The sequence below is a fragment of the Bacillus sp. FJAT-45037 genome, from assembly GCF_002797325.1.
Taxonomy (GTDB): domain Bacteria; phylum Bacillota; class Bacilli; order Bacillales; family Bacillaceae_D; genus Alkalihalophilus.
Window position 1 is genome coordinate 2,557,425 of sequence record NZ_KZ454938.1, and the last position, 19,865, is coordinate 2,577,289.

Annotated in this window: 18 protein-coding genes and 1 other RNA gene; 7 read left to right on the forward strand and 12 right to left on the reverse strand. The window is 41.5% G+C overall.

The features are described from left to right. Positions 1–21 precede the first annotated feature (21 nt). The gene (locus tag CDZ88_RS13055; RefSeq protein ID WP_100373966.1) at positions 22–1,203 is read right to left on the reverse strand and encodes an acetyl-CoA C-acetyltransferase; all 1,182 of its coding nucleotides are present in this window, start codon (positions 1,201–1,203) and stop codon (positions 22–24) included. Between the two features lie 26 nt (positions 1,204–1,229). Next, on the reverse strand, positions 1,230–3,611 hold the full coding sequence (locus CDZ88_RS13060; RefSeq protein WP_100373967.1) for a 3-hydroxyacyl-CoA dehydrogenase/enoyl-CoA hydratase family protein: 2,382 nt from the start codon (positions 3,609–3,611) through the stop codon (positions 1,230–1,232). Between the two features lie 409 nt (positions 3,612–4,020). Here CDZ88_RS13060 and CDZ88_RS13065 point away from each other — a divergent pair, with 409 nt between their 5' ends. From CDZ88_RS13065 to CDZ88_RS13090, 6 genes are all read left to right on the forward strand, one after another. Further along, positions 4,021–4,308 (forward strand): hypothetical protein, encoded by a 288-nt coding sequence (locus CDZ88_RS13065; protein WP_198507861.1) that lies wholly within the window; start codon positions 4,021–4,023, stop codon positions 4,306–4,308. Positions 4,309–4,320: 12 nt separating this feature from the next. Beyond that, on the forward strand, positions 4,321–4,671 hold the full coding sequence (locus CDZ88_RS13070; RefSeq protein WP_100373968.1) for a spore coat protein: 351 nt from the start codon (positions 4,321–4,323) through the stop codon (positions 4,669–4,671). Positions 4,672–4,815: 144 nt separating this feature from the next. After that, positions 4,816–5,124, forward strand: a complete 309-nt coding sequence (locus CDZ88_RS13075; RefSeq protein WP_100373969.1) for a DUF3243 domain-containing protein — start codon at positions 4,816–4,818, stop codon at positions 5,122–5,124. 480 nt (positions 5,125–5,604) lie between these two features. Beyond that, positions 5,605–5,973, forward strand: coding sequence for a GntR family transcriptional regulator (locus tag CDZ88_RS13080; protein WP_100373970.1), 369 nt, complete (start codon positions 5,605–5,607; stop codon positions 5,971–5,973). Then, positions 5,970–6,845: an ATP-binding cassette domain-containing protein gene (locus tag CDZ88_RS13085; protein WP_100373971.1), complete on the forward strand. Its 876-nt coding sequence runs from the start codon at positions 5,970–5,972 to the stop codon at positions 6,843–6,845. Before CDZ88_RS13080 ends, CDZ88_RS13085 begins: the two co-directional genes overlap by 4 nt. Then, positions 6,842–7,531 (forward strand): hypothetical protein, encoded by a 690-nt coding sequence (locus tag CDZ88_RS13090; protein WP_100373972.1) that lies wholly within the window; start codon positions 6,842–6,844, stop codon positions 7,529–7,531. Before CDZ88_RS13085 ends, CDZ88_RS13090 begins: the two co-directional genes overlap by 4 nt. Positions 7,532–7,750: 219 nt before the next feature. Here CDZ88_RS13090 and nagA read toward each other — a convergent pair whose 3' ends face one another. Continuing rightward, complete coding sequence (gene nagA, locus CDZ88_RS13095) at positions 7,751–8,947, reverse strand: N-acetylglucosamine-6-phosphate deacetylase (protein WP_269799262.1); 1,197 nt, start codon at positions 8,945–8,947, stop codon at positions 7,751–7,753. A gap of 396 nt (positions 8,948–9,343) precedes the next feature. Here nagA and CDZ88_RS13100 point away from each other — a divergent pair, with 396 nt between their 5' ends. Next, positions 9,344–10,477: a zinc-dependent alcohol dehydrogenase gene (locus CDZ88_RS13100; RefSeq protein ID WP_100373974.1), complete on the forward strand. Its 1,134-nt coding sequence runs from the start codon at positions 9,344–9,346 to the stop codon at positions 10,475–10,477. A gap of 23 nt (positions 10,478–10,500) precedes the next feature. Here CDZ88_RS13100 and CDZ88_RS13105 read toward each other — a convergent pair whose 3' ends face one another. The 9 genes from CDZ88_RS13105 to eno form a co-directional block, all read right to left on the reverse strand. Beyond that, a complete protein-coding gene (locus CDZ88_RS13105; protein ID WP_100373975.1) occupies positions 10,501–12,198 on the reverse strand; it encodes a glycerol-3-phosphate dehydrogenase/oxidase in 1,698 nt (565 codons plus the stop codon). Positions 12,199–12,381: 183 nt separating this feature from the next. Continuing rightward, positions 12,382–12,510 (reverse strand): hypothetical protein, encoded by a 129-nt coding sequence (locus tag CDZ88_RS17850; RefSeq protein WP_269799263.1) that lies wholly within the window; start codon positions 12,508–12,510, stop codon positions 12,382–12,384. Between the two features lie 559 nt (positions 12,511–13,069). Then, positions 13,070–13,406: a transfer-messenger RNA gene (gene ssrA / locus CDZ88_RS13110) on the reverse strand. Positions 13,407–13,534: 128 nt separating this feature from the next. Beyond that, positions 13,535–14,002, reverse strand: coding sequence for an SsrA-binding protein SmpB (gene smpB / locus CDZ88_RS13115; RefSeq protein WP_100373976.1), 468 nt, complete (start codon positions 14,000–14,002; stop codon positions 13,535–13,537). A 129-nt stretch (positions 14,003–14,131) separates the two neighbouring features. Further along, positions 14,132–16,507 carry a ribonuclease R gene (rnr, locus tag CDZ88_RS13120; RefSeq protein ID WP_100373977.1) on the reverse strand — a complete coding sequence of 792 codons (2,376 nt, stop codon included), beginning with the start codon at positions 16,505–16,507 and terminating at the stop codon, positions 14,132–14,134. A 46-nt stretch (positions 16,508–16,553) separates the two neighbouring features. Further along, positions 16,554–17,300 carry an alpha/beta hydrolase gene (locus CDZ88_RS13125; protein WP_100373978.1) on the reverse strand — a complete coding sequence of 249 codons (747 nt, stop codon included), beginning with the start codon at positions 17,298–17,300 and terminating at the stop codon, positions 16,554–16,556. After that, entirely contained in the window at positions 17,281–18,009 is a 729-nt protein-coding gene (locus tag CDZ88_RS13130) for an alpha/beta hydrolase (RefSeq protein ID WP_100373979.1), read from the reverse strand. Before CDZ88_RS13130 ends, CDZ88_RS13125 begins: the two co-directional genes overlap by 20 nt. 128 nt (positions 18,010–18,137) lie before the next feature. After that, a complete protein-coding gene (secG, locus tag CDZ88_RS13135) occupies positions 18,138–18,368 on the reverse strand; it encodes a preprotein translocase subunit SecG (protein ID WP_100373980.1) in 231 nt (76 codons plus the stop codon). A 164-nt stretch (positions 18,369–18,532) separates the two neighbouring features. Then, positions 18,533–19,825, reverse strand: a complete 1,293-nt coding sequence (eno, locus tag CDZ88_RS13140; protein WP_100373981.1) for a phosphopyruvate hydratase — start codon at positions 19,823–19,825, stop codon at positions 18,533–18,535. Positions 19,826–19,865 lie beyond the last annotated feature (40 nt).

Below are 19,865 nucleotides of genomic sequence, written 5' to 3' on the forward strand. Positions count from 1 at the left end.
TTGGTTGATTCTTCGTTCCATTTAACCGATTAATTCAAACACACCTGCCGCACCCATACCGCCACCGATACACATTGTTACAACTCCAAATTGCTCTCCACGACGCTTCATTTCATGCATAAGGGAAAGTGTCAGCTTTGTACCTGAACATCCAAGTGGGTGACCAAGTGCAATCGCTCCACCGTTCACATTGACTTTATCGACATCTAATTCAAGGTGACGGATGACTTGAAGAGATTGAGAAGCAAACGCTTCATTTAACTCAAACAACCCAATATCAGATAGATCAAGACCTGCTAATTTAAGTGCTTTTGGAATCGCCTCGATCGGTCCAATTCCCATAATTTCTGGAGCTACACCAGCAACAGCAAAGCTACGGAATTTCAAAAGTGGCGTTAGGCCTGTTGCCTCTGCTTCCTCGCGATCCATTAAAAGTACAGATGCTGCTCCGTCACTCATTTGTGAAGAGTTACCAGCCGTTACCGAACCTTTAGGGTGGAATGCTGGGCGAAGTCTTGCTAACCCTTCGATCGTTGTATCCGTACGAACACCTTCGTCCGTATCAAACACGATTTTCTTTTCTTTTAACTTGTTGTCTGCACCAACTGAACGGAGCGTCACATCAACAGGAACGATTTCATCAGCAAATCTCTTTGCCTCTATCGCTGCCGCTGCACGTTTATGACTTTCTACGGCGAAAGCATCTTGCTCCTCGCGGCTAATACCAAAGCGATTCGCAACTTCTTCTGCTGTATAGCCCATTCCCATATAGTATTCTGGTTGTTCTTCTACGAGCGTTGGGTTCGGAGCAATGACATGTCCTCCCATTGGAATCATGCTCATCGACTCCGCTCCACCTGCAATGACTGCTTTTGAATGCCCAAGCATAATACGCTCGGCCCCATAAGCGATACTTTGAAGACCGGATGAACAATAACGGTTAATTGTAATGGCTGGGACCGTATTCGGTAACCCAGCAAGAGCTGAGATGCTTCTAGCCACGTTCATTCCTTGTTCTGCTTCTGGCATTGAACAACCAATGATCACATCATCAATCATAGATGGATCAAATCCTTCAGCACGTCTCAATGTTTCTTTAATCGTAAGTGCCCCTAGATCATCTGGTCTCACATTTGCTAACGTCCCACGTTTTGCTTTTCCGACTGGCGTACGAGCACCAGCAACGATTACTGCTTCTCTCATTGTCGTATCCCTCCTACCTGTTTGAATTAGTTACGTAATGGCTTTCCTTTTGTCAGCATGTACTGCATACGTTGTTGTGATTTCGGTTCACTAACAAGGCTTAAGAACGCCTCACGCTCTAAATCAAGCAAGTATTGTTCATCAACAAGTGATCCTTTAGGAACTCGGCCACCTGCGATCACAAACGCAAGTTTTTCAGCAATTTTTAAGTCATGATCAGAAATCATGCCACCGAATTTCATTGTTTTTGCTCCAAGTAATAACGTTGCATAACCCGTTTCACCAACTACAGGAATCTTCTTACGCTCAGGCGGGCGGTAACCTGATGCCTCAAGATGAAGTACTTGCTCTTTGGCACGATGAATCACATGTTCACCATTGATAACAACCCCATCACGTTCGCTTAAGAATCCATTCTCTCTTGCTTCATGAGCCGATGTTGCAACTTTCGCCATGGCGATCGTTTCGAATGTTTTATTTGCTACAGCTTGAAGGTCAATTTGAGCTCCTTGTGGTAAACCTTCTAAGTTACGAAGGTACAATTCTTTGTTACCTCCACCACCAGGAATCAATCCAACACCTACTTCTACAAGTCCCATATACGTCTCATGTGCCGCTTGAATGCTTGCAGAAGGAAGACAAATTTCGGCTCCTCCACCAAGAGTCATACCAAACGGACCTGTCACGATCGGTTTAGCAGAATAACGAACATTCGCCATCGCTTGTTGGAACTGACGGACAACGAGATCGACTTCAAAGAAGTTATCATCTTGTGCTTCCATTAAGATCATCATTAAGTTCGCACCGACGCAGAAGTTCTTACCTTGGTTGCTTATAACAAGACCTTTGAAGTTTTTCTCAACTTCTTCGATCGATTTATTGAGCATTTGAATAACATCAAGACCAATTGAATTACTTGGCGAATGGAACTCTAGTAAAGCTACATCATCCCCAATATCAATGAGTGACGCCCCGCTATTTTTCATAACCACACGATCTGGCTTAAGTGACTTTAAGTGAATCGACTTTGGATTTACTTCTGTCGACTGGTACTTACCTTCATGGTAGAAGCTCGAGCCTTGATAGAACGTCTCATGTCCAGTGGAGATCATTTCGCGAACCCAACCAGGGACATTCTCGCCTTCTGCTTCCATGCGCTCAATTGATTTAGCCACACCTAGTGCGTCCCACATTTCAAATGGACCTAAATCCCATCCGAAGCCCCAACGCATCGCTTCGTCGACTGCTTTGATGTCGTTAGCAATTTCGTAGGTTTTTGCGGCTGAATAAAGTAGAACTGGTTTCACTAAATTCCAAACAAGTTGACCTGCACGATCATCAGCATAAGCGAGTGCTTTCAGCTTATCGCCAGGTTTCTTTGCTTGCTTCGCTTGTTCTGTCGATGCAGAGCGTAGTTTTTTGCGCTCTTGGTATTCAAGAGTCGTTGGATTAAGTTCTAAAATTTCATTGCCTTTTTCCGTGCGTTTTTTCATGAAGAATCCTTGGCCACTTTTGCTTCCGAGCCAGCCCTTTTCCTTCATCTCTTTCATAAAGGCTGGAGGATCAAAGACATCTTTCTCAGCTCCATCAACTTCGTCGTATACATTCTTTGCTACGTGTAAGAATGTATCTAGTCCTACAACATCAAGCGTGCGGAATGTTGCACTCTTTGGACGTCCGATTAGTGGGCCTGTTACCGAATCAATTTCGCCAACTGAGAATTCTCCCTTTAACATTTCATTAGCTGTGACGAGGAGACCGTATGTCCCAATGCGATTTGCAATAAAGTTTGGTGTGTCTTTTCCTTCGACTACCCCTTTACCGAGTACATCCTCAGCAAACGCTTTCACAAATGAAAGTACGTTCTCATCTGTTTTGGCTGTAGGAATCACCTCAAGTAATTTCAAGTAGCGCGGTGGGTTAAAGAAATGCGTCCCAAGGAAATGTGCTTGGAAATCTTCTGAGCGACCCTCTGCCATTGCATCAATAGAAATACCTGATGTATTTGAGCTAATGATTGTACCTGGTTTACGTACCGCATCGATCTTTTCAAATAATTGACGTTTAATATCTAAATTTTCTACAACCACTTCAATAATCCAGTCTACTTCGCTTAGGCGCTCGAGATCGTCCTCTAAGTTTCCAGCTTCAATATATGTAGCTTTCGACTTTGTAGCAAGTGGTGCTGGTTTTTGTTTGGCAAGACGCTTAATCGACTCTGTACTAATACGGTTGCGAACAGCTTTACTTTCTAATGTAAGCCCTTTTGCTTCTTCAGCAGGCGTTAATTCTTTTGGAACAATGTCTAATAATAATGAAGGTATACCGATATTGGCAAGATGGGCCGCAATTCCTGATCCCATAACTCCCGATCCAATTACCGCAGCTTTTTTAATTTGTCTGGTCATCGTTCTCCCCCTCGATCTGCTTAGTATTGATGTGTTCGTTCATCCAACTCATTCATTGTGGACATGGCCATTTGTCCAAGCCTTAACTTATATATGATTACTGCTCACTCGTTATGTCATTTTTCTTCCGAATGAATACTCATTCATTATTTGATCAAAAAAAAGGACACGAGCAATTTGTCGTAACTTCTATTCTTACTATAAATGAATTAGAACAGAGATGCAATACATAATTCTGAAAATTATCATCTTTCTCTTTATTTAAATAAACATTTGTTTAACTTTACATTTTCCATTGTTTTGTAAACCCTCCTAGTTGTTCATGGGATATTTCGACGCCTTAACTCGCACACTAATCATGTATCTGTTGATGTCGATACACCGCAGTCGATTAAAAGGAGGTTTACTTATGCAACAACAACCAATCCAACAATCAAGTCAGTCAGAACAAACGGGTCAAATTCCTTATCAAGAGCCACCCAAAATGATCACAACAAAAGATCATCTTTACTTAAATGATATGCTTTCATGGAACTTACTTGCTATGAAAAAAGCCCATTTTTTCGCCCAACAATGCCAAGACCAAGAAATTAAACAAGCGATTGAGAAAGCGGGCATGATGCATCAACAGCATTATGAAACGATTTTGTCGCACTTACAACCGAATCAACAACAACAAACTATGCCAATGCAATAGGAGGGTCACCTAATGAACCAGCAAAGCAAAATTCAAAACCCAGAATTGCAAGTGCCGAAAACACCTCAAATGTCTGAGCGTGATTTTATTAATGACATGCTTGCAACCGAAAAATATATGACGTCTTCATATAACGTCGCTTTAAACGAGGCGAGTCACGAACAGTTATATCAAGACATCTCAACGATCTGCAATCAATCACAAGACTGTCAACGTGATTTATATGATGTGATGTTCCGTAAAGGATTTTACGGGCTTGAAGCCGAAAGCCCTCAAAAAATGCAACAAAGCCATCAACAATTCCAAGGGTATACCAATCAATTCCCCTACAACAACGGAACGAGTCAACCGTCTATGAATTAATTTTCGAATTGGGCACAGTACATTATCTGTGCCCTTTTTTGTTTCATTCATTATAAATCCCTCGAACAAATGTTTAGTATCATCTCAGTCGGGAACACATTCTCTATACACCAACACAATACATTTTATTCAGGAGGTTTTATCATGAACGAGTCAAAAATGGAAAAAGAAGTTCAACAAGCTATTCCTGAGAAAAACGAGGAAATCTTAGAAAACTTCGAGAAGTTTAAAGATTACTTAGGTGACAAAGTAGCAAAAGGTGAAAAATTAGGTTTAGGGGAAGAGACTTTAGCAAAATACGCTGAAACAGTAGGCGATTATCTAGCTTCGAAAGTCGAACCTAGAAACCGCGAGGAAAAATTATTACAAGAACTATGGAAGCTCGGTGATCAAGATCAACGACATGCCTTAGCACATATGCTTGTTAGACTTGCTCAAACAACGAATAAATAATAGCCAAGCCCTTTACAGCTGTGAAGGGCTTTTTCATTTGATCAATTCTTTCGAAATAATCCATCCATACTTCTCCTATTTAACAACCTGCTTGCTTCTTATAATGGATAAGGGAATAATACATAGTTAGATGTGCGAACAGTTGTATCAATCAATTTTAGCAAACAGTCCAATTTTATTATTTATGCATCTTTGTCTTCAAAGGCTTAATTTTAAACTAGAAAACTTATCTGCACCAAAACCAACTATAGCCGATTAACATTTATAAAATGGCAAAATTACGTTATCAGTAACCAAATCACAGTCCCTCATACGAACGATTTTGTTTAATATCCTAAGCACTGAAAAAGGCTACCCAGTTCGGGCAGCCCTTTTTTGCGTTAGCAAGATGTGCGAAACTTTGCAAACTAAAAAACATTTGACAAATATTAATCACCGTTATATGGTTAGTTGCATAAGTAATGAACCAAGGAGGTTATAATGAATCGTTTTGATGACAGCAGGCCAATCTTCATACAAGTCGCCGAACAAATTTCCGACAACATCATCCATGATGACCTGCCAGAAGGTGCTCAAGTTCCATCTACCAATCAATTTGCTAAGCATTATCAAATTAATCCTGCTACAGCAGCTAAGGGAATTAATCTGTTAGTGGACCAAGGAATTCTCTTTAAGCGAAGGGGTGTTGGCATGTTTGTAGCTGAAGGGGCACGTGAGAAGCTGTTAGAGGAAAGACGTCAGAAGTTTCAACAAGACTTTATTGTTCCTCTCCTTCATGAAGCAGAAAAACTCCGGTTACCTAAAGAAGCGTTACTTGAAATGATCAAAAAAGGAGGAAATGAACAATGACATTAACGATTGAAGTGAAGAACGTCTCGAAAATTTTCAAACGTGAATCTATTATCGATGGCCTCTCTTGTTCTTTTCAAAGTGAAACAATTTACGGATTACTCGGTAGAAATGGTGCGGGGAAAACGACCTTAATGAAGCTTATCACTGGGCAGTCCCTCCCTTCTCATGGAGAAATCCTTATTAACGGGGAATCCCCATTTAATAATCAAAACATCCAATCTCAACTTTGCTTCATTAAAGAAAGTGAAAATTTCAAGGCTTCCATGAAAATAAAAGACATTGTTAAAATCGCACCCGCTTACTATCCACACCTCGACCAAGAATTTGCCCTTCAACTCATCGCCGAATTTAACTTGCCATTAAATAAAAAGGTGAGCCAATTATCAAAAGGAATGATCTCAGCTCTTGGCGTATCCATTGGCATTGCCAGTCGCGCGCCATTAACTATTTTTGATGAGCCTTATATCGGAATGGATGCGGCTGCTAGGCAACGATTTTATGAATTTTTACTCGATGACTATAGTGAACACCCTCGAACGATTATTATCTCGACTCACTTAATTGATGAAATAAGCAATCTTTTCCAAGACGTCTACTTGATGAAAAACGGGCAACTGTCCATGCAGGAAAGTGTCGAAGTCTTACGAGAAAAAGCATTTATACTCAAAGGTCCTAAAAACGAGATTAAGCCCTTACTCAAACAAGTCACCGTATTAGAAGAGACAAATTTCTTAGGGGAGTATACAGTAACCGTCCTTGATGATCATTCCATTCTCATTCACTTACCACCATCGGTCGAAAAGCACCCCGTCACTTTGCAACAACTCATGGTGTTAGTAACAAAAGACCAAAAGGAGGCACATGCATGAACCAGTTTAGCGCACAAAGTACAATGATTTTGTCAGATTTAAAGAAGAGTATTCTCATTTTCTGGGCGATCCTAACCGCGTTTGTTGTCTTCTTCTTTGGGTTAGTTGTTTTCATTGATATTCCTACGATGTATGTGATGACGGCTCCACCTATGTATGTGTTCATCGCCATTTTCGGGTACCGGTTAATTAGTAGTGGCGATTTAGCTTATGTTATCCATCTCGGATCGACTAGAGGGATGTTTGTTTTATCGACGGCTCTCTTGATGCTACTACTGAGCTTCGCCTTCTCTATGTTTCATAGGATCTACTTACTCATCATAGCAGCGATTCAACCAGTCATCACATCCAATGATATTTCCTTCTTTCATTGGAGCGACCTCGTGAATGTCGATAACGCTTTTGCCTTAAACTTTTTAGCAGATGGGTTAATTATGTGTGCGATTGGGATGTTCTTATTCTTCCTGTCATCGCTACAATTTCGCTTTGGACAATGGGCGACGCTTTCGGTTGTCGGGGGAATTGTTCTCTATTTATTCATTCCAGCTGTCCATACACCAATAGGCGATTGGCTATTAAACCTTCCGTCGAACGAACGATTTATGACTGACATTCTCTACCTCATCCCTGTAACCCTCTTGTTCGTTGGACTTAGTTACGCTACGTTAAGAAGAGCATCGATTTAAGAGAGGTTGAGGCTGTGGCATAAAAAATTGTTTAACTGAGAATCCAAATAGTGCACAAACTTAGCGGATGAAATATACGTAGACTCCTGCGGGATGTAAAGCAACGGTGAGACCCCACAGTGCGGAGCACGAGGAGGCTCACCAGCTTCCCGCGGAAAGCGGAGTATATTTCAGGAGCGGCTTTATTGCACATTTATTATGTGTTCGGACTCTTACTGGTTAAAATACTTTCGTCCCAGCCTCCCTTTCTTTTTCATAAGCCACTTGGCCACGACAGACGGTTAAAACAACATGAAGATCTTTGTCTAGCACAACAAAATCGGCGTCTTTTCCAACCGCAATACTCCCTTTTCGGTCATCGACTCCGAGACGAATCGCTGCATTCATTGACGTCATTTTGATGAGATCTTCCATTTTAATCGACAGTGTCTCAGATACATTCCGAAGCGCCTGATCCATACTGAGCATACTACCTGCAAGCGTCCCGTCGGCTAAAGTCGCCTTTTCACTTACAACGTTGACAGATTGCCCACCTAACTCGTATGTCCCTTCAGGTAATTGTTTCGCACGTATTCCATCAGAGATCAAGATGATCCGATCACTCGTTTTCTGCTTATAAATGAGCGAAAATAATTCAGGTCTGACATGGATGCCATCTGCGATTAACTCTACGAACAATTGCTCTTTCATTAAAGCAGCCCCCGTTACTCCCGGCTCACGATGATGCATGCCCCTCATCCCATTAAATAAATGAGTGACATGAGATGCTCCAGCTTGTATAGCCTGCTCAACCTCGGCATATGTAGCGTCCGAATGACCTATTGAAACAATCACACCTAACTTACTTATTTCTTGTACAAACTTGAGACCATTCTCTTCCTCTGGTGCTACCGTTACCACTTTGATCTGTTCATCAGCTAGACGTTGCCACCTTTTAAACAGCTCTATATTTGGAGTTTGAATATAGTTTTTAGGCTGGGCACCGGGGTGTTTTGGTGAAATAAAAGGACCCTCTAAATGAATTCCCAACACTTCACCTTGATCTGCTTGTTGAGGACTCTTCATGTAGGAGGCAACATTTTGTAGAGCTTGTTCGATTAATCGGTTGGACTGGGTGATTGTTGTTGGTAAGAAACTTGTCACGCCTTCTTTAGGCAAGGCTTTTGCCATGACGTTTATAGCTTCTCTAGTTGCGTCCATGGTGTCAGCTCCTGCTACACCATGCGTATGGATATCAATCATTCCCGGAAGGAGATGATGCTGCTCTTGGAAGGCAATCGAGTCTTGAAGTTCTTCGGAGGGAAGCTCACTTTGTTGCCCCAACTCTACAATCGCTCCATCTGAAATCTTTAAATATCCCTTTGCAATCATTGACGTTTCTGTATGGATGCAGACATTTGTTACATACCAATCCACTTCTATCCCTCCTTATAAGACCACTTCTATACTGTACCCTTAGCTTACCGCATTTTACCGTAAAAAGAGTAACCTCTATCATCTGAGACTACTCATGTTAACTATAGCTTTTTTTGATCAAGAGCTTCTGTATGCTTTTCAAGTTCTTTACTTAAATCAGTCAATGCTTTTGCAATGGTATTCAAACTTTGTATTGAAGCTAGTTGTTGTTCAGATGCACCAGCAATATTTTCATTACTAGCGTAAGCAAGTCACATCCTCTTAAATTCAAGATAAATCGTTTGACAATTCTTCAACTATTACACTCGCTCTTATCGTTGTAATACCACCCATGAATAACTCTACCTCATTACCAAATACTATAAATGATCAAAATTGTTAGGAGTGAGTTAGTACATGAAAGCAGTAACCTATCAAGGAAACCACCATGTTGAAGTAAAAGAAGTTCCGGATGCTAAGCTTGAAAAGAAAGACGATGTGATTGTGCGGATTACCTCTACAGCCATTTGTGGGTCTGACCTTCATTTGTATCAAGGAAATATGCCTCTTCCAAAAGGATATATAATCGGTCATGAACCGATGGGCATTGTTGAAGAAGTTGGTCCTGATGTAGAAAGGGTTAAAAAAGGAGATCGTGTTGTGATTCCGTTTAATGTATCATGCGGAGAATGTATGTATTGTCAACACGATTTAACGAGCCAATGTGATAACTCGAACCCGCATTATGATTCAGGAGGCTATTTTGGTTTCACTGAAAAATTTGGGAACCATCCAGGTGGACAAGCTGAATACTTAAAAGTGCCCTTTGGAAATTACACGCCATTTGTTATCCCTGAATCATGTGAGCTTGAGGATGAATCGTTATTATTTTTAAGCGATGTTCTCCCTACTGCCTATTGGAGTGTTATTCACGCAGGCGTAAAAAAGGGAGATACCGTGATCGTCTTAGGCTGTGGCCCTGTTGGATTAATGACTCAAAAATTTGCTTGGATGCACGGAGCAAAGAGAGTGATTGCGGTTGATTACCTCGATTACCGATTACGTCGAGCTAAAGACATGAACCAAGTTGAAGTCTTTGATTTTACAGCCTTTGAGGATATGGGTGAACACTTAAAAGAAATCACTCATGGGGGAGCGGATGTCGTTATTGATTGTGTTGGAATGGACGGAAAGAAATCGCCATTAGAATTTATTGAACAAAAATTAAAACTTCAAGGGGGCACCCTTGGCCCTATTCAAATAGCAACTAAAGCCGTTCGAAAAGCAGGAACGGTTCAAATTACTGGCATGTATGGAAGCCTCTATAACTCTTTTCCTCTAGGCGCATTTTTTGCACGGAACATCACCCTTAAAATGGGGCAAGCACCTGTCATTCCTTTTATGCCACTTTTGCTAGAAAAAATAATTAATAAGGAATTTGACCCAAAAGAAATTATTACGCATGCCCTCCCCCTTCAAGATGCAAATAAAGGGTATGAGTTGTTTAATAATCATGAAGATGACTGTATCAAAGTCATATTAAAGCCGTAGATACAAGCAAAAACGCTCTCCGATTAGGAAGAGCGTTTTGCTGCTTTGTTATTTGGTTGAAGGTCAACCGGGATGACCGCATCATAAATGTCTTTTTCTAACTCTGCACGATATTGGGAATGTTCTTGCTCCGTCCAGGCTAGTTCATTATTCATGTAAGCTAAGATTTGTTCTTTCCATGTACGTACCCATGCTATATCAAAGTAAAGTGCCCCAGTTCTACGGATGAAGAAATCACTTGGTTTGACCGTCATTTCCTCATGAATGGCGTAGTTGACCTTTGCATAAACATCACGACTGAGATTCGTACTTTTTTCCATATCGAATGCCTTCGCATAATGGAATAGTTTATCAACGTTCGATCCGTACATCGCTGCTAGCTTACGTCCTTCTTCTTTCGTAAGACCGTATTGTGGGGCTTCTTCTGCTTTTGTTTCAATGAATGGCTCTAATCCCTTTGATCCGCCAACATCTCCACCTGAAATCGGAAAAGTCTTTGTTTGAGAATCACTGAATACTTTATATTGCTCTTCTTTAAAACGTTTTGCGATTAAGTTAACCACCGAATCCGCCATTTTACGGTACCCTGTTAACTTACCACCAGCCATCGTTAGAAGGCCACTCTCTCCTTCCCAAATCTCATCTTTTCTTGAGATTTCTGAAGGGTCTTTTCCTTTTTCATAAATAAGCGGACGGACACCTGCCCAGCTTGATTCCACATCATCTTCTGTTACTAATACTTCAGGGAACATGTAGTGAATCGCATTTAGAATGTATGCACGATCCTCTGAAGTCATTTTCGGATGAGCAAGGTCTTGATCAAAGAATGTATCGGTTGTTCCCACGTATGTTTTTCCGTCACGAGGAATTGCAAACACCATACGTTTATCTGGTGTATCAAAATAAATGGCCTGACGTAGTGGGAATACGGATTGATCAATAACCAGGTGAACCCCTTTTGTAAGACGTAATTGTTTATTTGTCTTCGAGTAATCCTTCTCAATCAGCTGATCAACCCAAGGCCCTGCAGCATTAATGACTTTACGTGCGTGAAGATGATAGGTTTTGTTTGTTAGGCAATCACCTGCAACAATACCAGAAACCTTTTTATTTTCGTCATATAAAAACTCTTCTGCTTTTGTGTAGTTAATAATATCAGCACCATGTTCGGCTGCTGCTTTGATCACTTCAATTGTTAACCTAGCATCATCTGTACGATACTCAACATAGTACCCACCGCCTGTTAAACCATCTTTTTTAACAAGTGGTTCTTTTTCAGATGCTTCATTGGCCGATAGCATTTGACGACGCTCAGCTCTTTTTACACCTGCCAATAGATCATACACGTATAACCCAAGAGAAGCACTGCGCTTTCCGAATGTTCCGCCCTTATGCATCGGAAGCATCATCCATTCTGGTGTCGTCACATGAGGACCATTTTCGTACACAATCGCACGCTCTTTCCCAACTTCGGCTACCATACCGACTTGGAATTGTTTTAAATAACGTAAGCCTCCATGAACAAGCTTAGTTGATCGACTCGATGTTCCAGCTGCAAAGTCTTGCATATCTATTAGCGCGACCTTCATACCACGCAATGTTGCATCAAGCGCAATACCAGCACCTGTAATCCCTCCGCCAATGATTAACACATCGTACTGTTCTGCTCGTAACTTCTTAAACGACTCTTCTCTTGTACGCGCTGAAAATTGCTTACTCATCGTAAAACCTCCATTAATTTTATATACAAAAAAGACACGAAAAACGACAACATGCATAATAACAAGTTCGTTATTACGCGCATCGGTTCTCCGTGTCTCCTACCGTCTATTAACTTAACTTCATCTTAACATAGTAACTTTCCCTTGAATAGTCTCATGCCGATCAACCACAAAAAGCTCATATCATGAAAAGAATTCTAAACCGAATACAAAATGAGCAATAAGAAACACAGCGATCATCAAAGCTAGTCCAATCATCAGCCCTACCATCGGCTCCCTCACTTCATAACTCAACGACTTCTTCTTAAGCATGATCAACCGCTCCTTTAATATGTTGATAAACCTGTGAATAACCCTTCAACAAATAGTAAGCCAAGCAAAAATAGTGTATATACTGTGGATAAGCGATTCATTGATGATTAATCAAACGTTTGTTTAAAACGGTCATTAATTATTTCTATTTTAGTATAAGCAAAATCTATCATATTATTCATTTATTCATTTAACACGATAAGATTAAAAACACAAAACAACCCGATCACCTTGTGCAGTGATCGGGTTGACGGTATAAGTATGGTGGAGACGGTGGGACATGTTCTTCCAAGCTTTCGCATTGGCACTGACTATATCTTGAACTTGATAAGATATCAAGTCCCTTGGCGTATTATGAAGCATGTATTTTTTGCAAGATACCTTGCAGAATGCTCCATCCTAGTACTACCATGTAGGCAGCCTATAAGTCGATACACGGCTGTTGGATTGCTCCACATACCGCTCGGCATCACCTTATCACACTATACAATGTGACGTAGACTTCACCGATAAAGCCAAGTTATCACTCATGCATCACTACACGAGGCGACTATTTCCATAATCGAACCCACGTCCAGAAACAACGACACTTATGCTTCTACGAGTGTAGTTACTGAATTAGTGTTTCGCCAATTCTTCTGCCCAGTAACAGGCGTCTGAATGGCTAGTCTGATCAATCTCTTCCTTCGCTCACAGACGGAGAGCAACCGGCGTAGCCCACTTAAAGTGAGTCCCAGTACCTACCACATGGGCGATGGAGGGTGGAACCGCAGAGTGCTATTAAGCTGCTACTGCGAAGTTGTTGTTTTCTTTGCCAGTTATAGGCGTTGGCGTTTTAACGAGGCCGACCCCCTCGACTCGCAACATAAGCACGACCTATCCCTGTCGAATCCTAAACGTCCCCATGTTGTTAAATGGAATAACCTTGTATTAGAAGGTATCCATGTTGTTGCTTATGTCCAGAACATAATCGCTCTGGACACTAATTATAGCATTTGCACTATACTCTTGCAACTGGAAGTATTTACCCTTTTAATCGATCCTTTAATGCCCGATCAACTTCACGCTTGGCATCCTTGCGTTTTAACGTCTCACGCTTATCATAGCTCTTCTTACCTTTGGCCAGACCGATGAGAATCTTCGCGAACCCATTCTTAATGTAAACTTTAAGGGGAACAAGCGAATACCCTTGTTGCTTCGTTAACCCAATCAATTGATTGATCTGCTTCTTGTGTAACAATAACTTTCTCGCGCGCTCTGGTTCGTGATTGTAACGATTGCCTTGTTCGTATTCACTAATATGCGCATTATGGAGGTACATCTCCCCATCTTTAATACGGGCAAACGAGTCTTTTAAATTCATACGTCCCGCACGCATCGATTTGATCTCTGTACCTTGTAGAACCATTCCTGCTTCGTACGTTTCTTCAACAAAATAATCATGTCTAGCTTTTTTATTCTGAGCTATTACTTTCCCTTTGGTTTCAGCCATCATCCGACACCTCGTGCTTTCCTTCGTTCTTCCATCTTAGCAAAAAGAGAACAAATGCGTCAATGACGTGTTTGTCGTGAGATTTAGTGCAAAGAAAGCTGCCTACAATTGCAGACAGCTTACATTCGGTTAACGCTTTTTCTTACGTCCTTGTTTGCGCTTCACACTTGGGGCATTTTCATAGAACGCATTCTTCTTTTTCTTCTTTCGTGAGCCGCCACTTTCACTTACGTTAGATCCTTGATCTTGACCTCCGCCAGTTTTCTGGCGACCACCACGGCGACGGTCAGGTTCTGCTCCTTGACCTCCACGCTTTTTACGCTTGCCACCTTCAATGACTTTCGGTCCGGTCCTTGCTACACGTGGCTTACGTGGCGTCATGCCAACGACTTCAAAGTCAATAGAAGCTTCATCTACATTTACACTGACAACACGCACTTCAATCTCATCACCGATGCGGAATACTTGAGCTGTACGCTCACCAATCATCGCATATTGCTTCTCATCATAATGATAGTAATCATCGGTTAAGTAGCTTACGTGAACAAGGCCTTCAATCGTATTCTCAAGCTCTACGAATAAACCAAAGTTCGTGACCCCACTAATCATACCAGGGAAGGTCTCACCAATTTTATCTTCCATGTATTGAGCTTTTTTCACACTATCGGTATCACGCTCGGCATCAACAGCACGGCGTTCCATCTCAGAAGCATGACGGGTCAAATCAGGAAGCTTCTCAGACCAATGATCTTGAGTTTCTGTATCCACATTTCCTTTAATCAAGTACGTACGAATTAACCTGTGTACAAGTAAATCTGGGTACCTACGAATCGGTGATGTGAAATGTGTGTAAAACTCTGTTGATAACCCAAAGTGACCTAAGCTATTCGTATCATATTTCGCTTGTTGCATCGAACGAAGCATGACCGTACTAATAACCGTTTCTTCTGGCTCACCACGGACTTCTTCAATCAATTTTTGTAAAGCACGTGGGTGTATTGTGTTTGCATTTCCACGCATAACGTAGCCAAAGTTGGTAATAAACTCTAAGAACTTTGTCAGCTTTTCTGCGTCCGGGTCCTCATGAATTCGATACACAAACGGAAGCTTTAACCTATGGAAATGCTCAGCAATCGTTTCATTGGCTGCTAGCATAAATTCTTCAATTAAACGCTCAGCAACAGAACGGGTACGTAAAACGACATCTGTTGCATCGCCTTTTTCATTCACAAGCACTTTCGCTTCTTTAAAATCAAAGTCAATCGCACCACGTTCAAAACGCTTGGTACGTAAAATCTCTGCAAGCTTTTCCATCATTTCAAAATGAGGAATTAACGCTTCATACTTTGCTTTTACTTCAGCATCATCATCGACTAAAATTTTGTTCACGTCTGTGTAGGTCATTCTTTCTGTTGTTTTGATCACACTTTGGAAGATGTCATGATTTACGACTTGGCCATCTGGTGTGATTTCCATTTCGCATGAAAGCGTTAGACGATCAACTTGTGGATTCAAGCTACAAATCCCATTTGAAAGACGATGTGGAATCATCGGAATTACGCGATCGACTAAATACACACTCGTTGCACGATCTGCCGCTTCACGGTCAATTGCCGATCCCTCGGTCACATAATGCGTCACATCGGCAATATGTACACCTAATACATGATTGCCATTACTTAATTGCTTCACGTGAACGGCATCATCTAGATCCTTGGCGTCTGCTCCATCAATCGTCACAATCACCTCATCACGCAAGTCACGGCGACCTTCGATATCTTTTGGATCAATCTCTTCGCTCACAGAATTGGCGTGTTCTAGAACCTCTTCCGGAAACTCAAGTGGAATGCCATGCTTATAAATAATGGATAAGATGTCCATACCAGGATCGTTTTTATGTCCAAGAATTTGAACAACTTCCCCTTCAGCACTCATACGTCCTTCTGGATATTTAGTCAGCTTGACAATCACCTTATGCCCATCAACCGCGCCTTTAGACACGCCTTGCGGAATCAAGATATCATTTGGAATACGTTTATCATCGGCAACGACCATCCCATATGAATCATGATCTAAATACGTCCCGACAACATTTGTTACTCCGCGCTCAAGAATGCGTACGACCTTCCCTTCCGGTCTAGCCCCGGATGAGTGTTGATGAAGGCGAACGAGGACTGTATCCCCATTCATCGCACTTTCAAGATCAGAATGAGAGACGTATACATCTTTCTCTCCTTCTATTTCTGGGATAATAAACGCAAATCCCTTCGCATGACCTTGCACGCGTCCTCGGATCAAGTTCATTTTCTCTGGTACCCCGTAACGGTCGCTTCTCGTTTTGACAATCAAGCCGCGACTTTCCATTTCATTTAATGACTTAATTAATTGTTTAAACGCATCGCTACCTGTTATGTTAAAAACCTCTTCTAGTTCACTGACAGAAATGGGCTTATCAGCTTCGTCGCGAAAATACGTTAATAATTGCTGCATTTGTTCTTCATTCATTATTCTATCTCCTTTCGTTCCTAACAGCCTTATGCTTGTTAATTTTCTAAACAGTCCAGTCCAATCCCTCTAAAAATTCGTGGATATCTTGATGAAGCTGTTCTTTTTCTTTATCTAATGTAATGACATGTCCTGACTCTTCGTACCATTTTAATGATTTTTTCTCTGACTCAACTTGATCGTGGATGATTGTCGCACTATCTATATCAATCATTTCATCATGTCGCGCCTGAACAACAAACGTTGGGGCGTAGATATGATCAAGATGATGATGAACATCGCTAATGAGCTCTCGTAGTGATTTTAATGTACCCATTGGAGTATCGCTAAACGTCTCCATTTCTTGCTTAATGACCTCTGGAGTCTTCTGTTCACGTTTTTTATACTCACGTGCGTAAGCGAGAACGCCTTTGTACATTACATCTTCGGTTTTGGGACGCATAGGCGCACACATTGGCACAATGCCCTTTACAGGTAAAGTGTACCCAATTTTCAAGGAGAATACCCCGCCTAGTGAGAGACCGCAAACAGCGATCTCATCATGTCCAAGCTCTTTTAAGTAATGATAACCAGCTTGTACATCCTCCCACCAATCATTCGGTCCTGTATGTACAAGCTCTTCTGGAGGTACGCCATGTCCTTTATAAAGAGGGGCGTGACAAGTGTAGCCAAGCTTTTGCAGATGACGTCCAATCATTCTGACATCTGCTGTTGTCCCCGTGAAACCGTGTAGCAATAAGACGGCACGGTCTCCCCCTTCAAACGTAAATGGCTTAGGTGCTGCAACTTTCATGTTCGTCTTCCTTTCTTTTTTCCATTCTATCGGTTAAAAATGCATCTATCGTTTCAATTAAAACTTCTTTTTCAAACCCGTGACAGATAATATGATTTGACTTCTCTAAATACCGAAGCTTTTTATCCTCATGTGTGATCATATCAAAAAGATACTCTGCGCTCTTCCTCGGTACGACACCATCTTTTCCACCTTGAATAATTAAGGTCGGTACGTTCACCTTGGCTAAATAGGGTCTAATCACCTTCACAGCTTGCATGAATTGATACACCGCAGCTAGAGGGGTCTCGATCACTTTTTTGCGATACAAATTGTAAGTAAAATCATCTTTTAACTCCCCACGAAATCTCATCCGCACAGCTTCTTTTAAATCTTGTATCAGCTGCAGTGGGTTTAAATAATAAGCAGCCGCACTAAGCAGGACGAGTTTTGATACAGGGTATTTCGAAGCTATATAACAGGCTAACATACCGCCCATTGAAAAACCAATGACATACACTTTCTCACAACGAGCGAGTAGTTCTTGTACCGCTACATCCGCCATATACACCCATTCTTTATAGGTGACATCTTTTAAGTTTCCGTCAGGTCCGTGTCCAGGAAGCGTAGGAGCATAGACGAGCCATCCTTCTTTCTTAAGATGAGTGGCAATCGGTTCCACTTCCCAAGGCTCACCCGTAAACCCGTGCAAACAGAGGCATCCAATCATATCGTTTCTCCTTCTTTGCTGTTACTTTGATTGTACCCGGAATTGCTTCCGTACAATCCGCTTTTTCGTAGAATGCATTTATCTTGTAAGACAAAGAAAGCAGCAGGATCATCCCCGCTGCTCAGTCATTACATGAAATATGCTACGGTAACTGTCAAAACAAAGAACAATACCGCAAGTATAACTGTCGCTCGGCTCAACACAGCATCTATCCCACGTGCTTTTTGCTTACCGACTAACTGTTCCGCTCCACCAGAAATGGCACCAGATAAACCAGCACTACGTCCAGATTGAAGTAAAACAACAGCAATCAATGAAATCGATACGATAACTAACATAACAAAAGCAACCGTTTGCACCTCTACTACACCTCCAAGCACAATATGCGCTTCTATAACTTTACCACAAATCGTTACATTCTCACAACTAAATCTTACATATCATTTCGATTTTTAATCAATCGAATGGAATCAAAAAAGCAAGAGCGTATCGTCATACGCTCTTGCTCAATCTAATGCTTAGATTATTTGTTTTTTAAGTTGTAGAATGCTTCACGGCCAGCGTATTGTGCTACGTTAGCTAGCTCATCTTCAATGCGAAGAAGTTGGTTGTACTTCGCTACACGGTCAGTACGTGAAGGAGCACCAGTTTTGATTTGACCAGCATTTGTCGCAACAGCGATATCAGCGATTGTTGCATCTTCTGTTTCACCAGAACGGTGAGAGATAACAGCTGTGTAACCAGCGCGCTTCGCCATTTCGATTGCTTCGAATGTTTCAGTTAGTGTACCGATTTGATTTACTTTGATTAGGATTGAGTTACCAATTCCTTTTTCAATACCTTCAGAAAGCTTCGTTGTGTTTGTAACAAATAGATCGTCACCAACCAGTTGAACTTTCTCACCAAGGCGCTCTGTTAATAGCTTGAATCCATCCCAGTCGTTTTCGTCTAAGCCATCTTCAATTGAGATGATTGGGTATTTAGAAACAAGCTCTTCGTAGAATGTAACCATTTCTTCAGAAGTTAAGACCTTACCTTCACCAGAAAGATGGTATTTACCGTCTTCTTTGTTGTAAATTTCAGAAGCCGCAACATCCATCGCAAGAGCAACTTCTTCACCTGGCTTGTAACCAGCTTTTTCGATTGCTTCGATGATTGTAGATAATGCTTCTTCATTTGATGATAAGTTTGGAGCGAAACCACCCTCATCACCTACAGCTGTGTTATAACCTTTGCCTTTAAGAACAGCTTTAAGATTATGGAAAATCTCTGTACCCATACGAAGGGCTTCACTAAAGTTTTCAGCACCAACAGGCATAACCATGAATTCTTGAATGTCGACATTGTTATCCGCATGCTCTCCACCGTTGATGATGTTCATCATTGGTACAGGAAGTTGCTTCGCGTTGAACCCGCCAAGGTAAACGTATAATGGTACACCAAGTGCTTCAGCCGCTGCATGTGCAACTGCCATTGATACACCAAGAATGGCGTTAGCACCTAATTTGCTTTTATTTTCTGTTCCATCAAGCTCGATCATTAATTGGTCAATACCAAGTTGATCTAATGCATCAACACCGATTAGTTCAGGCGCGATCACTTCGTTAACATTCTCAACCGCTAGAAGAACTCCTTTACCCATGTAGCGCTCTCCGCCATCACGTAGTTCAACTGCTTCGTACTCACCAGTTGACGCGCCACTCGGAACAAGTGCGCGACCCATAGCGCCAGACTCAAGGTGCACTTCTACTTCTACTGTAGGATTCCCACGAGAATCAAGTACTTCGCGTGCGTAAACATCTGTAATCATTGTCATAAAAAAATCACTCCTCATATTTTAATCTTGAATATTAATC

What these genes read in the sequence shown, in the direction of transcription:
- CDZ88_RS13130 (WP_100373979.1), bottom strand. Translation starts at nt 18,009, where the DNA reads ATGATTGGATGCCTCTGTTTGCACGGGTTTACGGGTGAGCCTTGGGAA.
- CDZ88_RS13085 (WP_100373971.1), top strand. Translation starts at nt 5,970, where the DNA reads ATGACATTAACGATTGAAGTGAAGAACGTCTCGAAAATTTTCAAACGT.
- CDZ88_RS13070 (WP_100373968.1), top strand. Translation starts at nt 4,321, where the DNA reads ATGAACCAGCAAAGCAAAATTCAAAACCCAGAATTGCAAGTGCCGAAA.
- CDZ88_RS13055 (WP_100373966.1), bottom strand. Translation starts at nt 1,203, where the DNA reads ATGAGAGAAGCAGTAATCGTTGCTGGTGCTCGTACGCCAGTCGGAAAA.
- CDZ88_RS13100 (WP_100373974.1), top strand. Translation starts at nt 9,344, where the DNA reads ATGAAAGCAGTAACCTATCAAGGAAACCACCATGTTGAAGTAAAAGAA.
- rnr (WP_100373977.1), bottom strand. Translation starts at nt 16,507, where the DNA reads ATGAATGAAGAACAAATGCAGCAATTATTAACGTATTTTCGCGACGAA.
- smpB (WP_100373976.1), bottom strand. Translation starts at nt 14,002, where the DNA reads ATGGCTGAAACCAAAGGGAAAGTAATAGCTCAGAATAAAAAAGCTAGA.
- eno (WP_100373981.1), bottom strand. Translation starts at nt 19,825, where the DNA reads ATGACAATGATTACAGATGTTTACGCACGCGAAGTACTTGATTCTCGT.
- CDZ88_RS13090 (WP_100373972.1), top strand. Translation starts at nt 6,842, where the DNA reads ATGAACCAGTTTAGCGCACAAAGTACAATGATTTTGTCAGATTTAAAG.
- CDZ88_RS13125 (WP_100373978.1), bottom strand. Translation starts at nt 17,300, where the DNA reads ATGAAAGTTGCAGCACCTAAGCCATTTACGTTTGAAGGGGGAGACCGT.
- CDZ88_RS17850 (WP_269799263.1), bottom strand. Translation starts at nt 12,510, where the DNA reads ATGCTTAAGAAGAAGTCGTTGAGTTATGAAGTGAGGGAGCCGATGGTA.
- CDZ88_RS13065 (WP_198507861.1), top strand. Translation starts at nt 4,021, where the DNA reads ATGCAACAACAACCAATCCAACAATCAAGTCAGTCAGAACAAACGGGT.
- CDZ88_RS13060 (WP_100373967.1), bottom strand. Translation starts at nt 3,611, where the DNA reads ATGACCAGACAAATTAAAAAAGCTGCGGTAATTGGATCGGGAGTTATG.
- CDZ88_RS13105 (WP_100373975.1), bottom strand. Translation starts at nt 12,198, where the DNA reads ATGAGTAAGCAATTTTCAGCGCGTACAAGAGAAGAGTCGTTTAAGAAG.
- CDZ88_RS13080 (WP_100373970.1), top strand. Translation starts at nt 5,605, where the DNA reads ATGAATCGTTTTGATGACAGCAGGCCAATCTTCATACAAGTCGCCGAA.
- CDZ88_RS13075 (WP_100373969.1), top strand. Translation starts at nt 4,816, where the DNA reads ATGAACGAGTCAAAAATGGAAAAAGAAGTTCAACAAGCTATTCCTGAG.